Genomic DNA, 15442 nt, shown 5'->3' with positions numbered 1-15442 from the left:
GACCCAAAGGAAAATTGATTTATATGTCAACACGAGACGTGTTAAATAATCTTAACAGAGACGGGCGAGTGGTCCATGTTCCCCCACAGATCAAGGGTCAATCCTGTCACCGCACCATGTTTTTGGAGGCTAAGCTTGCAGATCGACTTTACGCTGCGATGTCGGGGCGCTCTAGTCACGACAAGAGGCTAGCAGGGCTGCTGCAGGATGTGGATAACTTCGTGTCAGGACAGTTTATTTCGTTCGGAGACCACCCCTTTGAGAAAAAGAAAATTGCATTCATGGCGCGAACTGATCCTGTCGAAATGGGAATATTTGATGTGCGAAGTTTGGCCCCTTCACCCGCTATGCGGCTTTTCGGTGCGTTCACCGAGGCGGACACCTTTGTTGGCCTTACGATACGCACGAGAGCTGAACTTGGTAGTAAAGACGAACGCCACTTTAGTGAGGCTCTGGTCGAGGCGCAATTCGTTTGGAACTCTCTATTTCCAGACGATAAACCCTTTTTTAGTTTTAACCCAGCGGAGCATGTGAGTCAAAATGTATACATTGTCTAAACCTATTGGCGATGGAGCAATACCACCCACCGTGCTCAGTTACGTGGGTCGTAAACTTCGCAATGATTTTTATCATATGGTTATGAGTGAATTCAATCGTAGTGGCCTATCTCAGGCTGAACTAGCCAAAAAATTGAAAATTGACAGGGGTCAGCTCCATCGACACTTGGGCGGGCCAGGCAATTGGACCATCGATACTGCCGCCAAACTTCTGTTCGCGATAAACGGCAATCTTGTATGTTTGGACACTCAAGATCCAGATTTAGGTTCACCTGCAAATCTAACTCGACCCACGTGGCTCACGGGAGACCCTGATTTGAAGACGCGGAAAATGGATAGTTCATTCGCACCTGCGCCGGCAACAACCAGGCAAAGTAACGTCACAACCACCTCAGTTCACCTGCATCCTCCTATGGGTGGAATGTACGTGTCACCAACTTCTGCAGGAACCGTGATTGTAATTAAGGAAAACGCCAGTGTCTAATGCAACGGCTGCATATGCGATTCTATGCGATTTGATTCGGCGAGAGGACAATAACAAACTTATTGCGGTGGGTATTTACGGCTCCGAACTCAATGTCGGAGCGTTTCCAGCTGTACTTAATTTGTCTATACTTGTTAGAGTAGTTTTTCCTTCAGCGGGTCCACATAGCTTAAAGTTCCGAGTGTCGACTAATGAGATTAAACACGACTTTGGCATTGATATTGAAGCCAAAATTAAAGGTCATGACTTAATCCCGCTTGCCTTCCAACCACTGATATTCCAGTCACCAAGTAAAATTGATGTAATGGTCGAATACAAGGTCAATAAATGGAAGAACATCCTTAGCGTTCCAGTTTTGTTGAATCAGTCGCAACTTTAGTGTTTTAGCAGCATGTCCACGCTCCTGTTGTTCGTATTACCCGGACGACTTGGTGCCGTAGCTGAAACGCTAACGCCTCGATCCCATCCGGCACATCGCTAGGATATTGAGTGACTTCATGCCGGCATCGCCAGTAGGTCACCAGAACATGCGTTGCGGCGGGATGGAAAAGCAGATCGGCCATGCGGAACGGATAGCGAACGGCGCGCGATTCTGGCAAGCGCGTTCTCACTTGTTGTTTTTCGGCAGATGAGCCGCCTTACTTGTGGTCGCCTATGGGCGCACCGCAATGCGCGCAGACTCTCGGCTGGATCACCGCCGCAGCCGTCTTCTCGCGCGGGCTGGCTCCGGGCTTGCCAGAGCGAACCGTCACCCGATCCTCCCAGCAATATCCGGTCCGGTAGTGGCAGATGATGCCGGTGATGCCCTGCTGCCGGATGCGCTTGATGTGGCTATCGACGGTGCGCTCGGTGTAATAGCCCGCGCCGTCGCCATACATCGCATCCATGAGTTGCTGGCGCGAGAACAGCACGCCGGGTCGCCGGGTAAGCATTTCGACAATCGCGAACTCGCTGAACGTCAGCCGGTGGCGCAACTCCCCGATCTCCAGCGCCTTGCAGCACAGATCGAGGGTAAGGGTTTTGAACTGGCGGATTTCGTGACCGTTCATGCGTTACTCGGCAATACCCGCAGCTTCACCTCGGCCACCGTCTGCACCTGGCCCGCAATCGTCAACTTGAGCTGCACGCGGTAGATTCCCACAGCCAGCGCACCGGCTACCCAAGTCGCGGTGACAGTGCTGCCCGCCATGCTGGTTGCCGCGACGATGGCAGCCCCGCCGGTCAGCAAATCCGCCGACACCGAGGCCACACCGCCCAGAGCGGTCACAGGCCCGGTGGTGGGGAACGTCACCGGAAAGTCGATGATCAGGCTGTCATTCGCGTAGGTGGTGATTGTCATGCCGCTCTCCATTGGGCCGGGATATTGTAGATCCGCCATGCGGCAGTTGTGGTGTGCAGCGCCCAGAATGCTGGCACGCGGAACATCGCGATGGCGCCAGCCGTTACAGCGCCGGCTCGGGCCGTGCCCGTGAAATTTACGGCACCCGATGCTGAGCCGACGATTATTGTCATGCCGAGAGATACGCCCGCAAATGCAAGCGCTCCTGTGCTGGCTCCGCGTGCCAAAGCTGCGGCCTGCCCCGATCCTGCAAAGCTGATTACGCCCGCCACCATAGCGGCGGCAGGAGCGATACCCTGACTCTGTCCGGTCAGGCTGATCGCACCTGCCCCCGCGCCCGTCGCCGGTGCCAACCCAGCCGCCATGCCGCTCAATGCAACCAGCCCGGACGCAGCACCAATCGACGCAGCACCTGTGATAGCAGCAGCTGCTCCGGTGAGGGGCAACGTGCCCGACGCCGCGCCGTTGACATTTGCTGCGCCAGCGGATGCGCCCGCGAAGGCGATCGACCCCGCAGCAGCACCTACGACGATGGAAACGCCTGAGGCTGCCCCGGTAAATGCGACGGCCCCAGCGGCTTGAGCATCTGCGCGGGCAATGCCTTGTGCTGCCCCAGTGATTGCCACGCCACCCGAGGACGCCCCAAGCGCCGGTGCCGCGCCCTGTGCTGCGCCAGTAAATCCGATGGTGCCTGATGCCGTGCCCACAATATTCGAGACGACAATTTCATAAGCGCCGATAGTCGCTAATGTTGCCGATCTGGTAGCGCCCGCCATATCAAACCGAAGCGGAGGGCGTTTGACCTTTGCTGCGCAGGGGCTGCCAGCTTGCAGCGCATAATTTCCGCCGCCTGCGCCAGCCATAGGGCCAGACGTTGTGCCTTGGTTTGACACGAAAAGAGGGTCGTTCCGGGCCGTGGGGCTGGTGCCGAGGTTAGCCGCAAGGCCAGCGTAGGCTTGCGCAAACGATGTGCCCAGACCGCCATTGCCTGCATCGATGAATTGCGAAAATTCCGCTTCGCAGCCAACGCCATAGAGGTATGCCCAGTTTCCGACGCGTGCGCCGTTGGTAACAAAAACGTCGCCCTTGGTGTTGACCTGCACATGGATGTTTCCGCGCACAGAATGGAGTTTGTTCGTCCGGGGGGTGGCACCTTCGTCATAGAACAAGTTGCTCCGCCCGTTATTGTAAAACCCGGTAAATGTGTTGCTATGAATGACTACGTGTTGGGTATTGCCCGTTGCGGCATCTGCGCAAAGAAAGAGCGAGGTGTTCGACGTGGCGCTCACATATTCTACGATATTCTGAACAAAGGCTGCGCCAATCACATCGCTGGACGAGCCGACCGAAAAAGTCGACGCGACAGGTGCGCTTGAAAACTTGTTGAAGGCGACGATAGCCCCGGATGCCGACCGCGTACCAAAGGAAAGCGACCCGGCAGTCGTCAATAGTGACCCGACAACGAACCATCCTTCCAAAGTTGTTGCTTGAGATAGGGTCGCAATAACCCCCCGATACATACGGTTTTCGCGGGTAGACGCCCCAGTGAAGCTGTTGCAGCCGACGACATTTGAAAATACTACTCCAAGCCATTGCGCGTCAGAGTTACTCAAGGCGGTCGCATTGTTAGTGCCGTTGTCGTAGTTCACACTCTCAAATGTCAGCTTAAGGATCGACGCTGTTTCTCCCTGCGTTGTGCCTGTGCTTGTTCGCTGGATGGAAACATCACTGTAGCGCAACCAGCCGCCTGCTGCCCCGAGCCTCGGGCGAACGCTGCTGTATTGCACGATTGCCGCTGCCCGCGTCGTGTTGGGATCACGGGTAATAATTAACTCGCCAACGCTCTGCGTGCGAGTAGCTACGATGGCAGTTGTTGCGAAAACATGCGTGCCAGCCATCAAACGGATGATGCAGCCATCAACAGATGTGTTCACCCCGTGCAGGCGGTTGATTGCCCCGGCGATTGTGAGGCACGGCGCGGCCTCTGCTGTCGCCGCAGTCGTGCTGACAGCCCCAGTAGTGTCATTGCCGGTCGTGGCGTTGACATAGACATAGACCGGGTTCGCGGCCAGCGTCGTATTGCGCAGATAGACGCGGGGTGAGAACTCGCGTGCGACCGAGGAAGCCGCGCTATCTGCGACCGCAGCCGGCCCGCCGATCCACGGGTATACCTTGGCATTGCAGGTTACGGTCGCAGGATTGGCAAGTGTGGAGATGTTCAGATCGCAGGCATAGCCGATGACAGGAAACTGGTCGCCGGGATGACCAAGGATGATAGAGGTGCTGACTTTTTGCGTGACTGTTGTCGTGCCGTCTGTGGCCGAGAACTCCACGCATGCAATCTCTTCACGATCACGGGCGTTTCGATGAAACCCCACCACTTCGAGATGCACGGTGTTACCGACAACCCTGTGATCAGTTAGCGCCCAGTTTGTAATCGGCTTGGGGCTGATTTCGGTGGAGTTGTTGGTGACACCGCTAATGGTGTCCGTGGAATATACGTAGTCCGACATCGCGACCAGATTGGTCGTCAGGCTTGCCTGAGACGGATAGGGCTGACGAATGCGCTGCGTGCAGATCATATCCTCAGCGACCGTGATCGCCGCGCCCGTGATGTCAAAGCCCTGGCGTGAAACTGTGAAAGACTCGGGCGTGACATTAGGTGCAAATGTCGGCGGGCTCGCGTAGGTGTTTGACCAGCCGTCCGCATTCACTGACTGAAAATTGGCGGCTGGCACAGCGTTATGCCCCCCCTGCCGTCAGCGTAAACGCGGTGATCGTCACCTGCTGGGCAAGTGCCAGCACGTTGTTATCGAGCGTCATATCACCGCCCCCGCCCGTGATCGTCACAGAGCCTTGGCAATGACAGGTGCCACCCTGATTGATACGGAAGTGACCGACCGTTCCAGCTGCATCAGCCGAGGCATCCTGCCAGATGCCGAGCAATGCCTTTGCACCAGCCGAAGCCGCAGCGAGGAAGTCAGCGGGAAGAGCCATGGTCGCCAGCACAGTGCCAGTCGCCACAGCTGCGCAGTTGGCCGGTGCCGTCCCGCTGCGCAGTTCAAGCGTCGGTGAAACACCGATCGCAGTTTCGATCGCATCAAGCGCCGCATTCCGAGCGGATACAGAAAATTGAAAAGCCATTGTGGCCTCCTTTGAAGTTTAAGTTGATGTGAAGTGTGGGACAAAGCTGATCGCGATCGTGTCAGCTTATCGGTGCGCCGCAGTGATCGCAGCATCTGGGGGGCACTACAGGGACGGTCAGTCTTTGCGCATACATGGCGTTGTCGCGCTTCTCAAAGACCCGATCTTCCCAGCAATAGCCTGAGCCGTAGTGCGTCACGATGCCGGTGATGCCCTGCCGCCTCATTCGCTTTATGTGGCTATCAACCGTGCGGTCTGTGTAGCATCCGCCGGCTGCGCCATACAAAGCGTCGAGAAGTTGATCGCGAGAGAACAAAGCCCCCGGCCGGCGAGTCAGCATGGCCAAGATTGTAAACTCGCCCACCGTCAGTCGAAACCGGGTGCCGTTGATTTCGACGGCGCGGCAGCACAGGTCCAAGGTCATCGATTTGAAGTGCCGCAGTTCATGCTGGTCGCCCATTGTCACACCTTCGGAGCCGGCGGCTTCGGCGCTTTGAATGCTGCGACCGCCAACACGGCCATGACCCCCGCCATCTGTGCGACCAGCGGGCCATGCTCCATCCGGTGCCCTTTGGGCTGCCCTGCGTCGTCGGTGAGAATGTCCACCTCAAGGATCTTGCCCGAGGCGAGCAAACCCGACAGGGCCGCCGCGTAAAATTCCCGGCGCAGCGTTTCGTCTAATACAGCAGCCATGATGGCCTCCAATATGGTTCTTGATCGGGTTACTTTTTGCCCCACACGGCAAAGATGCCGCCGGAAAGTGCGCCGCCGCCGGCCAGTGACGACAGGATCCCCATCGGCTTCATGGTGAGGACATCGCGGGCCATGTCGTAAGAAATCAGGCCGGCGTAGGCGACAGGGATCGCCGCGATTGCGGTCGAAAAAACGTAAAGGCCGAGGCGGATATAGACAGGATTCATCGGCTGGCTCCTATGCCAAAAGGCCACGCGAAACGCATGGCTCGAGGGTGTTCGAGGTGGCGGGATGAGGGCGGGCTATGCACCCGCCCTGCGGGTTATTCGACCGGCGTAAACTCAAGCTGATAGGTCTTGCCCAACTCAAAGGCCGCGATCGCCGAGGGGTTGGTGACGTTCATTTCCAGTTTGCCGGATGGCGTATATTTGGACCAAGACTCGTTGCCCTTCCCGTCATTGTAGACCGGGATGAAAACGATTGCCGCCATCTGATCAGTGGGTGAACTCGTCACAAGATGCTTGATTTCGATGCAGCGAAAACGTGCCAAGACATTCATCTGTCTATTCCTTTTTGCGCCCGTTGACCCTCGGGCGGGGGATGCCGCTTTGCGCGGAATTGTGAGAGGTTACGGGCGGCGCTTGATGCCGATGCCGAAGCTGTGCAGCCAGAGGATGAAGCGCCAGTCAAAGATCGGCTGGATCATGGCGTGATCTCAAAGTGAGGCCCGTCTGGAAAATCAGACCCAGCATGGCGGACGTTGTAGGCCAGCCCTTCGCGTTTCAGGGCCTCGGCCAGCTTGTCGATATCAGTGACGCCCGGAGCCAGATCAGCCAGCCGCATATCCCAGACGGTGCCCCAGACAATGGCGGATTTCAGTTCGCGCGAGGCGATGCACATGGCGGCGGCGATCTGATATATCTGCGGCCACCACCAGCGCGGCTTGCCGTCGATCCACGGCACCAGATCAACGGCGCGGCCTTCGAGGTGCTTGGATTTCATCGTCTTGGACACGCCCCCCGCCACATAGCGGCGCTGTTCCTCAATCGTGCGGATGCCGTCATGCACCGTGAAATCGACCTTCGATATGGTGATCGCGCGCTTGATCGTTCCGACCAGAAGCGGACGCACGCCGTTGAGTTCTTTGAGGCTTGCCGCCCCGAGGGTGTAGCCGGTCATGGTTTATTTCCCTGCAAGATTTGCCGAAGCAACGCGTTGGATTCACGCACTTGATCTTTGACTTCTTCAAGCGATTGTTTGAGCGCGTCATATCGGGCGAGTGCGGCCGATGCGTTGTTTTCCAAAATCCTGACACGGCCTTCGATCTGGACGTTTGCGCCCTGCATGTTTGACAGAGCAGTCGTGACCGCCTGCGTTGAAAGGCTGAGGTTGGCGACGGTAGTGCCGCCAAACCAGACAACCGCCACAATGGCGACAAGCATTGTCCACGCCAGAGGCTTTGCGAGCGTGATGCCCCGGTCAGCATTTTCGATCATCGGCTTACCTTCACTCATTTTTCTCAGCTCCATTCAATCAGCGCCAAAGCAAAAAGCGCCAGCACAGTCGGCGGGCGCTTTCTGAAATTAACTCGGGGTATCAGTTAGTTGACGTGATCGGTGTCCACTGGCGCAGCGGGGTGCGTGCTGGCTGGATCCCCCATTGTCACCACTTGGCACTTCGACAATTCGGCGATGAAGCCTTGAACCTGAGCGTAAGGCATTTGCGCGAGGTAGTTACCCAGCCGATGCACAAGATCGGAGGGGATCAAAAAAACCTGTTTTTCCACGGGAGGTCCTTATGCGTTGACGGCCTTGATGACCGCGAAGTTGATGATCGGCGCATCGACGGCCACGCCGCCGGTGGTCTGGAAAGATATCACCGCAGAACCCGCCTGCGCTTTGGCGGTGAAGTTGTAGACGTTGGTGCCGCCTTGCTGCGTGAGCAGGATGGTGTCACCCGCGGCGATGGCAGAGTTTGTCAGCGTGAAGCTGGCCCAAGTGGCGGCACCCGCAGCGCTGAACATGGTGATTTGGCCATTCGGCGTGTTGCGGGTGACGCCGGTTGCGCGCGAGGTTGCTTGGGTGACAGCGCCACCTGATCCTAGCCCATATCCCAAGCCCCCCATGCCTGTCGCCAGCACGGCTTGGTTGGTGTCGATCTTGAGCGCCTCGGCAACCACGCCCGGGCCGCTTCCTGTGGAGAACCGCCAGCCTGCCTGCACGTTACCAGCGGTCGGCGTGCCTTCGACAAGGGCGGAGATTTTGGCAGCGAAAACGTGCGTGGTGCCGTCTGCGCCGTGCGCCCGAATATCCGCAAGGGTATCATTGGCAGCGACAATCGTTAGATCAGCAAAGGCGGCCCCCCGGCTTTTTGCCATGTAGAGGATCGGCCCCGCACCGTCTGCGCTGTTTCGTTTCATGGTCTGGCCGGTCGCCCCGACAGCCTCGATGACCAGAAGCGCTGTCGCGCCCGGAACCGCCGCCGCCGGGTTGCCAAGCCTAAAGCCCCCCGGCAGGAAGCGCGCGATTTCAGCCCCGCCCGCAGAAACACCCACTGAATTGGCTGCGGGGTGCCAAATCCCGGTGTCGGTATCGCCGACAAACGTGATCGACGGCGTGGCCTCTGCCCCAAGCGTAAAGCTGCCCGATCCAGTCGAAAGAGCCAGCGTGTTAAACTCTGGAACAGCAATAACCAGCCAAGCCAGAAAGTCATCCATGCGCTGCGAGAACAGCAAAGGGATAGCCCGGTTGGGGGCGACGGGAGGTGTCGTGACCATTAGATCATTCCTTCGACTTCGAGGCTGGCATAAGCCCGCTCGGGGGTTGAATAGGTGGTGTTGTAGTCTTTGACGTACCCGTAGATGACGACGCCCGCGTTGGCATCGAACTCGCTGGGGAAGTAAACGCAGGGGGTTGCACGCAGGCTGGCCATAAGGTTCTGGATACGCGGGCGATTTGCCGTTGGAACCTCAATTTCAAAGGATCCGTTCAGGCTGTAGGCGCGCTGAACAATTTTGACCGTGCCGTAAACGTCAATTTCTTTCTTCGAGTAATCAATCAGTTGGATCGCCGCATCTGCGTGACACGCGCCGAGTTCGTGGGCTTCCCCGATGATGATCTCGCCCACCGCTACCGGGATGACATCGCTGACCGCAGCCAAGGTGCCGTCTGGGCCATTTGATATAAGCACGTGAACCTGATCGCCTGTCGTGGTGCCCCAGCCATCAATCCCATCAAAGATGAAATCACGGCGCGTGGCTTGGTCATTGAAACAATAGCTCGAGGCGTCAATGACGACAGAGGTATCCACCGAATAGATTTTCTTGTCGTAAGTGACCGCCCCTGTCCGGTTATAGTATACGACCCGCACCCAAGCCGCAGTTGTGTTCATCACCGCGATAGCGTCAAAACTGCCAAGCGCCCAGAATGGGAAGGCATAGAAATCCAGCCTCAAATCGTAAAGGCTTCCGGGGTTTTTGAGCAGTGGGTCGGAGATAACGCTGCCATAGGTGATGCTCGTCAGGGTCGATGACAGAAACCCATCAAAGGGCCTCCAAGGCAAGGTTGCGCCAATATCTACCCACTTGTCTGGATTTGTAACCGGGCTGAAATTTGTATTGGCGACAAGGCATTGATACTGCCGCCGCTGGGCATTGATGCAGACGCGATTTCCCGCAACATAGGCAGTGGCGGCGCTCCATTCGGCATAATCGCCAAGCTGAAATGGCGCGACGGCGAAATTGTAGACAGCGGGCGTGATCGTGATAGGGGTTAATACCTTCATATTGTGCGTACTCCGGGCATCCCGTTGATGTTCCAATCATCGGTGGTTTTCCGCGATTTGCGGCTTTCGCTGAGGATCTGCGTATCGAGCTGACGCTGCTGATCGCGCAGGTTTGAGATTTCCCGGCGCACACTGCGCAACTCTCCGACCACCGCAGCGAAGCCGCCACCGTTGCCGCTGCCTTGCAGCATACGTTGGGTCTGGCTGGCGGTGAAGATCCGGGAAGGCCCGGTTGCTTCCAGTTCCGGCCCGTTCTCGCCGACGAGCCGCAAACCGCCCGTGTGATCGCCACCAGCGGCAAAGCGGCCAAAGCCACCATGTTCCGTCAGGCCGGTTCCGGAGCGCGGGATATTCTCGGCTGCTGCCGCCGCAGCCGCAGCCGCCGCTGCAACCTGTGCTGCAATAGTTGCTGCCGCCGCAGCCGCAACTCGCGCCGCCTCTGCCGCCGCCAACTGGGCCGCTGCCAACCGTGCCGCCTCTGCCGCCGCCGCCACCGATTGAGATGCCGCATCTGCTGCCGCCCGCGCTGCGCGATCAGCGATGTCCAGATTGATCGCGGCGACCAGCGAGGCAAGGCCCGTGGTCAGCGCGCCCATCGGGGCGGCAAGCTGGATGACCAGATCAGTGTTCGCGAGGCCGAATTGGCCCTGCAACGCACCAAGGCTGGCAGCCAGTGTTTGCAGATAGACCGCGTCCGCGCCGCCGCCGGTGAGGTAATCGCTGATCGTTTGCAACACGGTCAACTGATCGCCCAGCAGTGTCGCCAATGAGTCCATTGTGGCGGCGGTTAAATCAGAGAAGTCACCCTTTGCGCCGAGTCGGATGTGGGCGCACAGCGCATCACCGGCCACCGCTTTTATCCACAGGGTTGACCAGTCATGGCTGACAAATCCCTGATCGAATGGACCGATGCCACGTGGAACCCCATCACCGGCTGCACGCTGGTCGATGATGGCTGCCGCCATTGTTACGCCGCCCACCTGATCACCAGCTGGCACGCCATCGGCAACCACCCCAGCCGCAAGGGACTCGCCCGCAAAAACGCGGCAGGTGAATCCAAGTTCACAGGCGAGGTGCGCTTTAACGAGCAGTGGCTGGATCAGCCCCTCCGCTGGCGCATACCCCGCAGGATCTTCGTCTGCGCCCACGGCGATCTGTTTCACCCTGCCGTGCCGGATGAATGGATCGACAAGGTTTTCGCTGTCATGGCGCTGGCCTCACAGCACACGTTTCAGGTGCTGACCAAACGCCCCGAGCGGGCGCGGGAGTATTTGGCGCGGCACGATGGCCGCCACCCTGCAATGACCCTTGCGGCACTGATGGCTGCTACAGGGCGCTGGAATACACCCGCCCTTGATCTGACTGTCTGGCCCCTGCCTAACGTCTGGCTCGGCACCTCGATCAGCGACCAAGCCAGCGCCGATCTGCGCATCCCCGAATTGCTAGCCTGCCCCGCCGCCATCCGCTTCATCAGCGCCGAGCCGCTGCTGGGCCCGGTGGATTTGACGGAGATTGCCATGGCGCGTCCAGACCTGCGGGCCTCCGTCATCATTGACGCGCTGCGCGGCACTGGTGGCCTTGATGAGCCTCCGGGTTGCCTGCATTGGGTGATCGTCGGCGGCGAGAGCGGCCACCATGCCCGCCCGATGCACCCAGACTGGGCCCGATCCCTGCGCGATCAATGCGTAGCAGCTGGCGTGCCGTTCCTATTCAAGCAGTGGGGTGAGTGGGCCCCCTACGATCAAATCACCGATGAGGATGGCGAAGCCCTTTACCACCCAGCCCCTGCGCGCCACCCCGATGCATCGCGGCGCTGCAAATACGACAGCCTAAGTCTTTCGGGTGGCAACATAGTCCATCCGATGGGTAAAGCTGGCGTACTTCACAACGTGCACCCGCGCGCATTCTCGCACCCAAGATCAATGTCGATCTTCCGCGTCGGCAAGAAGCGCGCAGGCCGCAAGCTTGATGGCGTGGAATGGTCGCAGTTCCCTGAGGTGAAGCATGGCTGACCGCGTTCAATTATCCCGCGCCAAAGGCTGGCGGATGCCGCCCAACACGGCAAAGGTTGACCGCAGCACGCGGTGGGGCAATCCCTATCAAGCTGGGCAGGATGGCGACGGGAGCCAAGAATATCTAGTCAGCCTGTTCCGCGATTATCTCACGCGCCCCGAGCAAGCCACCCTTGTGGCGGCGATCCGCGCCGAGCTGCGCGGCAAGAACCTAGCGTGCTGGTGTAAACCCGGAACGCCCTGCCATGCCGATGTGCTGTTGGAGATGGCAAACGAATGACTGACCACACCCTTCATGGCAACTGCGAGCCCTGCCCAGCCTGTGCGCTGCGCCGTGAGGAAATTACTGGCCAAAGCAACGGCTACGGCCCCATCACCGATCATCGGCACGTCTTTGTCGAATGCAATGAATGCGGCGGTTGGGGACTGTATCCTATCCCGCCAGCCGAGATCGTGCGCCGCACTGTCGAAGAAGCGCGCCGGCTCTATCGGCCCACGGTCTACCCACGATGGGCTGCCGCCGCACAAGCAACCACCCCCATCGAGGATCAGCGATAATGGGCCAGCACCCACGCGCCACGATCGTCAACCTGCCGCAGCAAAGCGAGGCGGTGCCGCGCCTGATTGGCTATGTCTCGATCAGCACCCTATGCGAGCTGCTGGATGCCAGCGAGGCGACAATCCACAGCTGGGTGAAGCTCGGATATATCCCCAAACCCAAACGCATCCCCAGCGGCACGCTGCGCTGGAAATGGGCCGAGATCGAGAAAAAGCTGGACGGAATCGGATCTGGCACCGCAGATGATGATGATCCGATATTGAGGGCAAGCCGTGGCGGCTGATTTACGGTTAGAAGATTATGTCATCAGAAAGCAGCGCGGCGGCTATCGGGAATATTTTTATTTCCGCGTCGTGCGCGATGGCAAAGAGACCCGCATGCCGCTGCCGCATCCCTTTTCGGCCGAGTATCGCGCCGCTTATGATGCAGCACACCAGGCAGTGTTCGGCATGGCCCCCAATGCTCTGGCAAGCCCCACCGGCGTGGCCGAGCTGGTGCGCCAGCATCGCCTCAGTGAGAAATACAAACGTCTGCCGGCAGCCTCTAAATCCGGCCGCAATCTGGCGCTGGATCTGATGGGTGAGCGCTGGGGAAAATTCGAAGCCTCAGCGATTCGACCGATCCATGTGCAAGCACTCTATGACAGCCTGTCAGATCGCCCTGCCACTGCGAACCGCCGCCTCGATGACATCAGCAGTGTGTTTGGATGGGGTCGAACGCGCGGCTTTGCCGATGTGAATCCCTGCCGCAAGATCGAGCGGGTCGAAAGCGAAGGATCCTACGAGCCGTGGCCAGAGGCAGATCTTGCCACGCTGATCGAGAAAGGCAGGCCGGAGATCGTCAAGGTCGTGCTGGCTGCGGTCTACACCAGCCAGCGCCGCGGCGACGTGCTGTTGCGCTTGCAGGATCACACAGTTGATGGCGGCGTATGGTATCTGTCGCAAGGCAAGACAGGCACCGCGGTGCCGGTCCCGTTGCATCCAGTCGTGCTGGCCATCATCGACATCGAGCGCGCAGCGCGCCGCAAAGCTGCCATTGTCGACCCGAAGCGGCCCCTGTTGACCAATTCGCGCGGCAAGCCCTGGACGCCTTCAGGATTCGGCGCGTCGTGGACGAAAGAGCTGATCCGGCTGAAGCTGCGCCCCGCGACAGTGGCAGAATACGCTGAGGGTGCTTTCCAGCCCACATTCCACGGCCTGCGCCATACCAACGCGACGATGATCGCCAATGCGGTCGCGCGAAACCCTGAGATATTTGGCGGTATTGACAGGGTGAAATCCATGCTCGGCCACCTCTCCGAGCGCATGGCAAAGCACTACACCCGACGGGCAAAAGGCGAACATATGAACGCCGCGACCATGCTGCTGATTCCAGAAATTGGGAACACGCCCGCTTGGATTGGGAACACAGAGGCCGACTGATCTGCTAAGTCATTGAAAATGGTGGGTCGTGACGGGCTCGAACCGCCGACATTCTCGGTGTAAACGAGACGCTCTACCAACTGAGCTAACAACCCACGTCGCCGCTATAGCCAATGCCCCACAGCAGCACAAGCCCCCAATCTGGCCCCGCACCACCCTAACAAAAAACGCGACCCGAAGGCGGTGTTTTCTGTATCATGATGGGAGATAAGGGATTTGAAACCTGATTATTATTCATAAAATTAACTACTTAAGCGACACTGTGTAAAGCCGCAATGGATGATGGAATGAACCCCGCTTCAGCGTGGAAGGAAGCCGCCAGGGAATATGGCGGACGGTTTAGGACGGTTGGACGACATGAAAGAAAGCGGCCAGCGCGCCAGCCGGGCGGCTTAGGTCGTAGGTGTGGTGATCAAGGCTTAGGCGGCTTTCAGGTCGAGGGTGTCCGAAGCTTTAGAAAGGTCCAAATCGTCAGATCGACCAATGTCCGAATATTCAGATTCAGAAAGCGTGATCTCTTGCGGCTTGGCGGGCTTAAGCGTCACCTCAGCAGGCTTAGGTGTCAGCCTCTCAGGTTTTCCACTTGCCGCGCAAATGGCCTCGGCAGCTGCGGCGATGGCAACACCAACGTTGAGCGACCTCATCTATATCAAGACGCTTGACGGCTGGCTGTAGCTCGCGGTTGTCATCGACTTCTTCTCACGGCGCGTGGTCGCCTTGCGTGATTTGCCGGCAAATTCCTTCCGGGTAACAGATGGCCGATGCAATGGCGGATGACCACCGATCTTGCCTTGCAGGCCGTTCTCATGACCGTCTGGCGGCAGACATACCCCCATGCGAGACCGCAAGGCAGGATGTGTTTCACGACAGCCTGATGTTCTACAACCCGAAACGCAGGCACATGCACAACGGCCTGCTGTCGGGCGTTGACTTCGAAACCAAACGACAGAAACTGAATATGGCAGGTGTCTGGGACACCAGTGGCACATCAGTACGACAGTTGCGCCCCCTAAAGCTCGTAAGCCTCGAAAATCAGTGACGTGCTAAAAAGAGTAACGATGTGGCTGGGTGGTGTATTCGGTTGCGGCGACTGATTGGGCGCGAAAGCTTCTCTCACGACAACGGGCCAGCAGAAAAACTTCAAAATGCAACTTTTCTGTCTTCACTTGGTTTCTTGGCGTTTGGCAGAACATGGTGACCAAGATGCGATCAAACCCCATCATCGGTGCCTTGGCTGGAAAGCCGTCATTGGCTTACGCGGCGTTGCCTATGCAGCAATTTTGACAGAGCTGCCGTTATGCTAAGCGGGTTACCCGGCCCAAAGCCGAACCAAGCGTCCCATCGCAAATTTGCAGGTTGGCACTCACTACCAGAAACGGCTCATGTCCAGGTGTTTATTCCCCGATTGACCGAGAGAATGACGGCAAGTTCGCGCGGCGAGGTCTGCTGC

Annotated in this window: 22 protein-coding genes and 1 tRNA gene; 9 read left to right on the top strand and 14 right to left on the bottom strand. The window is 58.3% G+C overall.

Annotation, left to right across the window (positions count from 1 at the left end; genetic code table 11):
- The first annotated feature begins 68 nt into the window (after positions 1-68).
- Entirely contained in the window at positions 69-557 is a 489-nt protein-coding gene (locus tag ACP7AP_RS02670) for a hypothetical protein (RefSeq protein ID WP_426031957.1), read from the top strand.
- A gap of 476 nt (positions 558-1033) precedes the next feature.
- Entirely contained in the window at positions 1034-1420 is a 387-nt protein-coding gene (locus ACP7AP_RS02665) for a hypothetical protein (RefSeq protein ID WP_426031955.1), read from the top strand.
- 259 nt (positions 1421-1679) lie between these two features.
- Here ACP7AP_RS02665 and ACP7AP_RS02660 read toward each other — a convergent pair whose 3' ends face one another.
- The 13 genes from ACP7AP_RS02660 to ACP7AP_RS02600 all read right to left on the bottom strand — a co-directional run bounded on the left by ACP7AP_RS02660 (position 1680) and on the right by ACP7AP_RS02600 (position 10851).
- On the bottom strand, positions 1680-2090 hold the full coding sequence (locus ACP7AP_RS02660; RefSeq protein WP_426031953.1) for a winged helix-turn-helix domain-containing protein: 411 nt from the start codon (positions 2088-2090) through the stop codon (positions 1680-1682).
- Positions 2087-2380, bottom strand: coding sequence for a hypothetical protein (locus ACP7AP_RS02655; RefSeq protein WP_426031951.1), 294 nt, complete (start codon positions 2378-2380; stop codon positions 2087-2089). The genes ACP7AP_RS02660 and ACP7AP_RS02655 overlap by 4 nt, the downstream gene beginning before the upstream one ends.
- The gene (locus tag ACP7AP_RS02650; RefSeq protein WP_426031949.1) at positions 2377-5118 is read right to left on the bottom strand and encodes a hypothetical protein; all 2742 of its coding nucleotides are present in this window, start codon (positions 5116-5118) and stop codon (positions 2377-2379) included. Before ACP7AP_RS02650 ends, ACP7AP_RS02655 begins: the two co-directional genes overlap by 4 nt.
- Before the next feature lie 4 nt (positions 5119-5122).
- Positions 5123-5524 (bottom strand): hypothetical protein, encoded by a 402-nt coding sequence (locus ACP7AP_RS02645; protein WP_426031947.1) that lies wholly within the window; start codon positions 5522-5524, stop codon positions 5123-5125.
- A gap of 61 nt (positions 5525-5585) precedes the next feature.
- The gene (locus ACP7AP_RS02640) at positions 5586-5984 is read right to left on the bottom strand and encodes a winged helix-turn-helix domain-containing protein (RefSeq protein WP_426031945.1); all 399 of its coding nucleotides are present in this window, start codon (positions 5982-5984) and stop codon (positions 5586-5588) included.
- 2 nt (positions 5985-5986) lie between these two features.
- Complete coding sequence (locus ACP7AP_RS02635; protein ID WP_426031943.1) at positions 5987-6217, bottom strand: hypothetical protein; 231 nt, start codon at positions 6215-6217, stop codon at positions 5987-5989.
- Positions 6218-6246: 29 nt separating this feature from the next.
- The gene (locus ACP7AP_RS02630; RefSeq protein ID WP_426031941.1) at positions 6247-6444 is read right to left on the bottom strand and encodes a hypothetical protein; all 198 of its coding nucleotides are present in this window, start codon (positions 6442-6444) and stop codon (positions 6247-6249) included.
- 95 nt (positions 6445-6539) lie between these two features.
- Complete coding sequence (locus tag ACP7AP_RS02625; RefSeq protein WP_426031939.1) at positions 6540-6776, bottom strand: hypothetical protein; 237 nt, start codon at positions 6774-6776, stop codon at positions 6540-6542.
- Between the two features lie 143 nt (positions 6777-6919).
- Positions 6920-7396, bottom strand: coding sequence for a M15 family metallopeptidase (locus ACP7AP_RS02620; RefSeq protein WP_426031937.1), 477 nt, complete (start codon positions 7394-7396; stop codon positions 6920-6922).
- A complete protein-coding gene (locus tag ACP7AP_RS02615; RefSeq protein WP_426031935.1) occupies positions 7393-7746 on the bottom strand; it encodes a hypothetical protein in 354 nt (117 codons plus the stop codon). The genes ACP7AP_RS02620 and ACP7AP_RS02615 overlap by 4 nt, the downstream gene beginning before the upstream one ends.
- A gap of 266 nt (positions 7747-8012) precedes the next feature.
- Positions 8013-8993, bottom strand: a complete 981-nt coding sequence (locus tag ACP7AP_RS02610) for a hypothetical protein (RefSeq protein ID WP_426031933.1) — start codon at positions 8991-8993, stop codon at positions 8013-8015.
- Positions 8993-10036, bottom strand: coding sequence for a hypothetical protein (locus tag ACP7AP_RS02605; RefSeq protein WP_426031931.1), 1044 nt, complete (start codon positions 10034-10036; stop codon positions 8993-8995). The genes ACP7AP_RS02610 and ACP7AP_RS02605 overlap by 1 nt, the downstream gene beginning before the upstream one ends.
- The gene (locus ACP7AP_RS02600) at positions 9997-10851 is read right to left on the bottom strand and encodes a hypothetical protein (RefSeq protein ID WP_426032127.1); all 855 of its coding nucleotides are present in this window, start codon (positions 10849-10851) and stop codon (positions 9997-9999) included. The genes ACP7AP_RS02605 and ACP7AP_RS02600 overlap by 40 nt, the downstream gene beginning before the upstream one ends.
- 27 nt (positions 10852-10878) lie before the next feature.
- On the opposite strand from ACP7AP_RS02600, the gene ACP7AP_RS02595 reads away from it, so the two are divergent.
- Genes ACP7AP_RS02595 through ACP7AP_RS02575 form a run of 5 tightly spaced genes read left to right on the top strand, consistent with a single transcriptional unit; the run spans position 10879 to position 13992 of the window.
- A complete protein-coding gene (locus ACP7AP_RS02595) occupies positions 10879-12012 on the top strand; it encodes a phage Gp37/Gp68 family protein (RefSeq protein WP_426031929.1) in 1134 nt (377 codons plus the stop codon).
- Positions 12005-12292 carry a DUF4326 domain-containing protein gene (locus ACP7AP_RS02590; protein ID WP_426031927.1) on the top strand — a complete coding sequence of 96 codons (288 nt, stop codon included), beginning with the start codon at positions 12005-12007 and terminating at the stop codon, positions 12290-12292. The genes ACP7AP_RS02595 and ACP7AP_RS02590 overlap by 8 nt, the downstream gene beginning before the upstream one ends.
- Positions 12289-12570 carry a hypothetical protein gene (locus ACP7AP_RS02585; protein WP_426031925.1) on the top strand — a complete coding sequence of 94 codons (282 nt, stop codon included), beginning with the start codon at positions 12289-12291 and terminating at the stop codon, positions 12568-12570. Before ACP7AP_RS02590 ends, ACP7AP_RS02585 begins: the two co-directional genes overlap by 4 nt.
- Positions 12570-12854, top strand: a complete 285-nt coding sequence (locus ACP7AP_RS02580; RefSeq protein ID WP_426031923.1) for a helix-turn-helix transcriptional regulator — start codon at positions 12570-12572, stop codon at positions 12852-12854. Before ACP7AP_RS02585 ends, ACP7AP_RS02580 begins: the two co-directional genes overlap by 1 nt.
- Positions 12844-13992, top strand: coding sequence for a tyrosine-type recombinase/integrase (locus ACP7AP_RS02575; RefSeq protein WP_426031921.1), 1149 nt, complete (start codon positions 12844-12846; stop codon positions 13990-13992). Before ACP7AP_RS02580 ends, ACP7AP_RS02575 begins: the two co-directional genes overlap by 11 nt.
- A 19-nt stretch (positions 13993-14011) precedes the next feature.
- Here ACP7AP_RS02575 and ACP7AP_RS02570 read toward each other — a convergent pair.
- Positions 14012-14087, bottom strand: a tRNA-Val gene (locus tag ACP7AP_RS02570).
- Between the two features lie 388 nt (positions 14088-14475).
- Here ACP7AP_RS02570 and ACP7AP_RS02565 point away from each other — a divergent pair.
- Together ACP7AP_RS02565 and ACP7AP_RS02560 are read left to right on the top strand one after the other, a co-directional pair.
- Complete coding sequence (locus tag ACP7AP_RS02565) at positions 14476-14667, top strand: hypothetical protein (protein ID WP_426031919.1); 192 nt, start codon at positions 14476-14478, stop codon at positions 14665-14667.
- Between the two features lie 79 nt (positions 14668-14746).
- Positions 14747-15031, top strand: a complete 285-nt coding sequence (locus tag ACP7AP_RS02560; protein WP_426032125.1) for a hypothetical protein — start codon at positions 14747-14749, stop codon at positions 15029-15031.
- The last annotated feature ends 411 nt before the right edge of the window (positions 15032-15442 follow it).

This window comes from Cypionkella sp. TWP1-2-1b2 (assembly GCF_049896245.1).
In the GTDB taxonomy this organism is placed as follows: domain Bacteria; phylum Pseudomonadota; class Alphaproteobacteria; order Rhodobacterales; family Rhodobacteraceae; genus Cypionkella.
This window is presented reverse-complemented; position numbering and strand designations above follow the sequence as displayed.

Excerpts from the sequence above, each read along its gene's own strand:
- ACP7AP_RS02660 (WP_426031953.1), bottom strand. The coding sequence starts at position 2,090 with ATGAACGGTCACGAAATCCGCCAGTTCAAAACCCTTACCCTCGATCTG.
- ACP7AP_RS02655 (WP_426031951.1), bottom strand. The coding sequence starts at position 2,380 with ATGACAATCACCACCTACGCGAATGACAGCCTGATCATCGACTTTCCG.
- ACP7AP_RS02645 (WP_426031947.1), bottom strand. The coding sequence starts at position 5,524 with ATGGCTTTTCAATTTTCTGTATCCGCTCGGAATGCGGCGCTTGATGCG.
- ACP7AP_RS02640 (WP_426031945.1), bottom strand. The coding sequence starts at position 5,984 with ATGGGCGACCAGCATGAACTGCGGCACTTCAAATCGATGACCTTGGAC.
- ACP7AP_RS02635 (WP_426031943.1), bottom strand. The coding sequence starts at position 6,217 with ATGGCTGCTGTATTAGACGAAACGCTGCGCCGGGAATTTTACGCGGCG.
- ACP7AP_RS02630 (WP_426031941.1), bottom strand. The coding sequence starts at position 6,444 with ATGAATCCTGTCTATATCCGCCTCGGCCTTTACGTTTTTTCGACCGCA.
- ACP7AP_RS02625 (WP_426031939.1), bottom strand. The coding sequence starts at position 6,776 with ATGAATGTCTTGGCACGTTTTCGCTGCATCGAAATCAAGCATCTTGTG.
- ACP7AP_RS02620 (WP_426031937.1), bottom strand. The coding sequence starts at position 7,396 with ATGACCGGCTACACCCTCGGGGCGGCAAGCCTCAAAGAACTCAACGGC.
- ACP7AP_RS02615 (WP_426031935.1), bottom strand. The coding sequence starts at position 7,746 with ATGGAGCTGAGAAAAATGAGTGAAGGTAAGCCGATGATCGAAAATGCT.
- ACP7AP_RS02610 (WP_426031933.1), bottom strand. The coding sequence starts at position 8,993 with ATGGTCACGACACCTCCCGTCGCCCCCAACCGGGCTATCCCTTTGCTG.
- ACP7AP_RS02595 (WP_426031929.1), top strand. The coding sequence starts at position 10,879 with ATGGCTGACAAATCCCTGATCGAATGGACCGATGCCACGTGGAACCCC.
- ACP7AP_RS02590 (WP_426031927.1), top strand. The coding sequence starts at position 12,005 with ATGGCTGACCGCGTTCAATTATCCCGCGCCAAAGGCTGGCGGATGCCG.
- ACP7AP_RS02585 (WP_426031925.1), top strand. The coding sequence starts at position 12,289 with ATGACTGACCACACCCTTCATGGCAACTGCGAGCCCTGCCCAGCCTGT.
- ACP7AP_RS02580 (WP_426031923.1), top strand. The coding sequence starts at position 12,570 with ATGGGCCAGCACCCACGCGCCACGATCGTCAACCTGCCGCAGCAAAGC.
- ACP7AP_RS02565 (WP_426031919.1), top strand. The coding sequence starts at position 14,476 with ATGTCCGAATATTCAGATTCAGAAAGCGTGATCTCTTGCGGCTTGGCG.
- ACP7AP_RS02560 (WP_426032125.1), top strand. The coding sequence starts at position 14,747 with ATGGCCGATGCAATGGCGGATGACCACCGATCTTGCCTTGCAGGCCGT.